General features: G+C 58.9%; 4 protein-coding genes, 2 rRNA genes and 1 pseudogene. All 7 read right to left on the bottom strand.

Annotated elements, in window-relative coordinates; translation table 11 throughout:
* Positions 1-92 precede the first annotated feature (92 nt).
* A pseudogene (locus tag HWX09_RS33360) lies at positions 93-422 on the bottom strand (ParB N-terminal domain-containing protein); the annotation flags it as partial.
* Positions 419-1,321: a ParB/RepB/Spo0J family partition protein gene (locus HWX09_RS33355; RefSeq protein WP_027783079.1), complete on the bottom strand. Its 903-nt coding sequence runs from the start codon at positions 1,319-1,321 to the stop codon at positions 419-421. The gene HWX09_RS33355 and the pseudogene HWX09_RS33360, both read right to left, overlap by 4 nt.
* Positions 1,318-2,931 (bottom strand): recombinase family protein, encoded by a 1,614-nt coding sequence (locus tag HWX09_RS33350; protein WP_027783080.1) that lies wholly within the window; start codon positions 2,929-2,931, stop codon positions 1,318-1,320. The genes HWX09_RS33355 and HWX09_RS33350 overlap by 4 nt, the downstream gene beginning before the upstream one ends.
* Positions 2,932-3,048: 117 nt before the next feature.
* The gene (locus tag HWX09_RS33345) at positions 3,049-3,363 is read right to left on the bottom strand and encodes a hypothetical protein (protein WP_230469109.1); all 315 of its coding nucleotides are present in this window, start codon (positions 3,361-3,363) and stop codon (positions 3,049-3,051) included.
* Between the two features lie 644 nt (positions 3,364-4,007).
* Positions 4,008-4,259 carry a SymE family type I addiction module toxin gene (locus HWX09_RS33340; protein ID WP_034185383.1) on the bottom strand — a complete coding sequence of 84 codons (252 nt, stop codon included), beginning with the start codon at positions 4,257-4,259 and terminating at the stop codon, positions 4,008-4,010.
* Positions 4,260-4,317: 58 nt separating this feature from the next.
* A 5S ribosomal RNA gene (gene rrf / locus HWX09_RS33335) occupies positions 4,318-4,430 on the bottom strand.
* Positions 4,431-4,546: 116 nt separating this feature from the next.
* Positions 4,547-4,635 (bottom strand): 23S ribosomal RNA (locus HWX09_RS33330); the annotation flags it as partial.

Here is a 4,635-nt window from a genome sequence, read left to right as displayed (position 1 = left end):
ATTTTCCACCTGGGCACTTTGATGCCGTCGGCCCGTGAGGATCCACCCCTTCTTTCTGCTCTCACGGCTCCGGGTGGGACGCGTTCATTTCAATTCTCCTGGATGGTCGATAGTCGATTGACGCGGTTGTTGTACGTGTAGCTCTCATCGTCCGTGGCAACGAGGCACGACACGGTGTTGAACTGGAGCTCCTGCAACGCAATCAGTCGCAGATGCCCATCGAGCAGGACGTGGTTGCCCGACGCCTGGTCGACCGGCGTCACCGAAAGCGGCTCGATTAAGCCCACCTCTTCGATGGAGCTTCTGATCTGCTTGAACTTTCGCGAGTTCATCATGCCGGCAGGCGTGCGCCGTGATGGCAGGATGCTCGCGATCGGAACAGAGAGTGGTTCCGGAATGAACCCAAGTGCTACGCCGGTCATGCTGGGCTCCCGCTTGGCCATACACGTTCTGCCAGATACTTCGGCAACGTCGCCAGTTCCTCAGCGCGCAGCAGGTTGACGAAGTTCTCATCCGCAAATAGCTGCCTGAGGGCGCCGACGACGAACAGCAACCGCTGCTGCGTAAACTCGGCCTTCCGCACCATCGTTTTCTGCCGCTCGACTTCATGCTGATACGTTCGGACGAGGCTCGATGTGGTCACGTCCATCACCTTGCGCGTCATGTTTCGATTCGCCGTGCGGCCGAGCGCCTTCCTCCGCTCGATGACGCGCCGAGCGTCCATCAGCTGGCGCCCACGCAATCTCCCCGATTCATATGCCTCCTGGAGTGCCGCCTGGATCGCCTCGTCGTCGTCGCCGGCACCAACAATCGATAACGCTGCGTTCAGCGGAATGCGGCCTTTCTCGACGGCGATCACGAGGCGTTCTTCACCCTGATGCAGCAGCGTCAGGATCCCCTGCACGTAGTGCTGCGTGAGCCCCGTTTTCTCGGCGATCGCCTTGGGCGCGTAGCCGCGCTCCTGCAGCTCGCGTATGCCGGCGAGCAACTCGAGCGGACGGCACTGCCGTCTCGCGATGTTCTCCGTCAGGCTCATGATGAACGCGTCTTCGTCGCTCACACTCACCACCAGCGCTGGTATCGTCGTTTCGCCGAGCGATCGGAACGCCTTCAGCCGCCCCTCACCACACACGAGCAGATACTTCTCGACGCCACTTGCCGTTGCCCGTGGCGTGACCAAAATCGGTTTCTTCAGGCCAATCGTCTTGATGTTACTGACGATTTCGTCGAAGACGCGACCATTGCGCTCGCGAGGGTTGATCACCTCGATCTGGCTGATGGGGATCATTCGAACCTCACCGGGCTGCTCACGCTGAGTCATGCTCTTCTCCTCAGCCGAGCACGCTGTGCCATACCGTATAAGTAGTCCAGCGTGTCAAAGCGATAGCTCTCGAACTCGATCGGATTCCAGTCCGCGAGGCTGATACGAGGCTGCCAAAAGTCGATGTGCGGCAGCAGGTAGTAGTCGAGCGCCGTCGAGTTGCTCTGATCCAACCGGACCGCGACGGTGATATCCGGCAGCAGGCTCGTGTCGAATCGCACCTTCCAGTGGTTACGGCCGCTGCCGCGCACTTGGCACCGTGACAGCACGATACAGGCCGTGAACTCCCGGTTCACGGTCAGCAGGTCGGTCGCCGGATCACGCGACACGGATCCGCCGAGATCCGCGATCTTCTTTTCCGTCTCGGCAACGATCTCCGGGTGCAGTTGCCGAATGAAGCGGTTCGTCTCGATATAACGATAGTCACGGCCTGGCGTGAAGCCAACCGTCTGGTACGCACGAATCAAGCTGCCGAAGCGATATACATAAACCGAGGTGGACGGCATGCCCTCCGTTTCGTCGATCACGACGCCCGACAGAAAGCCTCGGCTTCGGTACAGGTTTCGCAGACGCTCGATCAGCTCCTCACTCGAGTAGCGCCGGGCGCGCGCCCGCATGATGCCCTGCGCTGTATAGAACGTTTCGCTCGGCACGATGGGTTCGAACGCACCCTCCTTGCGTATCCACATCTCCGACGGATTCGTGACACGAGATTTCTTCAGCTTGAACGACACACGGTTGTAGACGTTGTTGCCGATGTACTTTTCGTTGGTCAGCACCTCCCGAATCGTTGCCCGAGTCCAGGGTCGCCCAAGGTCCGTCTGAACGTTCATGCCGTTCAGGCGTGCGGCGATCTCGTGCTCATTGAGTGACTCATTGATGAACCAGCTGTAGATGAGGTTGACGATACGCACTTCGCTGTCCGGACCTGGCATCAGAATGACGCGGTCCGTCTGCAGGCACTTTTGTTGGCCGCGTTGCAATTCCCCCTTCATGAGGCCATGCTCGTCGACCAGGATCCGGCGTAACGCATAGCCCGCCGGGCCGCCTTGCCGGAAACCCAGCTCGATCAATCGGCACTGACCAGCAAAGACCTTCGCTGACAACTCGCGGCTGTACTCACCGGCCATCGCACGCTTCACGCCTTTGACGATCGTCGAAACTGGCGAGCCGTCGTTCTCGAACTGTTCGGCGCAATAGGCGACCTGGATGCCTGCGCGCCGGCAGATGTACTCGTAATAGGCACTTTCGTCTGCATCCTGGAATCGTCCCCAGCGGCTTACGTCGTAGACGAGGATTACCTGGAAATCGGCCATGCCGGTTTCCACGTCCCGGATCAGCTGCTGCAGCGCTTGGCGCCCATCGATTCGCAAACCACTTTTACCCTCGTCGGCGTAGGTCCGCACGATCTCGAGATCGCGACGAGCAGCGTAGTCGCGAATGCGATCACGCTGATTCTCCGTCGAGTATTGCTGGTGCTCCGTCGACATCCGAACGTATTCAGCAGCCCGCATTCTGCAGGCCTGCTCGTCAACGGATTCGCATGTGCAATCGAGGTCCACGATCCAGCTCCCACTGGCAACCGCCCCTCGCTGCGCCATCCCCGACATCAACTGGGGATTTGTATCGGCGAACGCGTCGCGCCTTGCTATGACGTCGAATGCGAGCGAGTACACAGCCAAGGTAGCAGGCCATAGACGCTTGTCGTACACGTCATCTCTTTGCAATCACGCCGGAACCGGCCTCGGCTCAGATAGCACGGCGATGTGCACCGTCCACGCGTTCATCTTTGCAACGCCGGCCTCAACTGCGTTGCGCAGAATATAAAACCCAGATGCCAGCGGGCGATGGGCCGGCCACACGTCCATGTTTGCAACAGCACTAGCAGTGCGCCGCGCATTTCGTCGTCGCTGCATCGCGCAATTGCGATCGCGATAGGCTGGATGCGTCTCGCGGTAGTGCCGCCAGTAGTCAGGATGTCGGGCCCGCCAGGTGGCCTGGGCGCGGATCTGATTCTCGCGATAGTCGGGATCGACTCGCATGCGCTGGTGCTGCCACGCACGCCGGCGAGCACGCTGGCACGCCTTGGCCGAGCAGAAGCGTTGATGCGGGATGTGTAAGAGCGGAGTGAAGGGTGCGCCGCAGGCGGCACAGATCCGATCCGATTTCATGGCCGTACTCCACAGAGGAATCGCAGTGGGGTCGGCCGTGTTCGGGGCCAGGGTCAGTTGAAGCCAGCTCACGGGACGCGGCGTCCCACCCTCGCAGATTTTCCCGCTCTTGGAGCCGCTCTTGAGCTTTTTCTAGGTCTGGACCTTCCGAGGCTCATACGAGCCCGTCATAGAGCTCGCGGATTATTGGGGTCGCACCCAAGTGCTACTACTTCGGCGCGGAAGTAGACCAGTCGCAACAACTCCGTCGTCGCCACAAAGTGCTTGTGGCGGGCGTCTTCGTAAGTCTTTGATTTTTAGTGTGCGGCGTCTCATCAACTAAGTCGCCCTACGGTAACTAACGTATAACGCAAAAATACTGGGCCCATAGCTACACGGCAGCGGACCTGAGTGACCGGCCCGCTGCAGTTTCAGAACGATTGTCGCTTGTCACAGTTACTAACGGTATGGAGCATCGGGTACGGAGCTTCCAGACGGATAGTGACTTGCGACGCCCACCATCGGCAATGCGCCGCTCACATCGGCGTGATGATGAGTCGCTTGTCCTCGACGGTAATCCGGACGCGTTCTCCAGCCTCGAATCCCGCGTCCTCAAGCCATACTCCAGCCAATTTGATCCACGGGTAATACGTCGTGTTCAGTTTCCGGTGCGCTCTGATGGCGCGGAGAACCCTAGACAAGAAATGATGGCGTGCTGACTCTTGGACCGTGACGAAGCGTTCCGTTATTCGGCACGAGGTGTGATCTATGCCGAGCACACCACACATTTCCGTCGCGCCAATGCAAAAACCCCCGCCTTTCGGGCGGGGGTTCTTGGCTTAGGGAGCCTGACGATTACCTACTTTCACACGGGAATCCGCACTATCATCGGCGTAGAGTCGTTTCACGGTCCTGTTCGGGATGGGAAGGGGTGGGACCGACTCGCTATGGTCATCAGGCAAAGGGGGTTGTTCTGCTGGCGCGGCCAACAGAACCAATCTGGGAAGAAGCAGTAATTTTGAGTTGTGTGTATCACACACGAGAATCAACAAGTTCTGTAAGACAGACTTGTTATAGGATCAAGCCTTACGGGCAATTAGTATCAGTTAGCTGAACGCATTACTGCGCTTACACACCTGACCTATCAACGTCCTGGTCTCGAAC

Origin of the sequence: Burkholderia sp. BCC1208, from assembly GCF_902833095.1 — a bacterium.
GTDB lineage: Bacteria > Pseudomonadota > Gammaproteobacteria > Burkholderiales > Burkholderiaceae > Burkholderia.
This window is presented reverse-complemented; position numbering and strand designations above follow the sequence as displayed.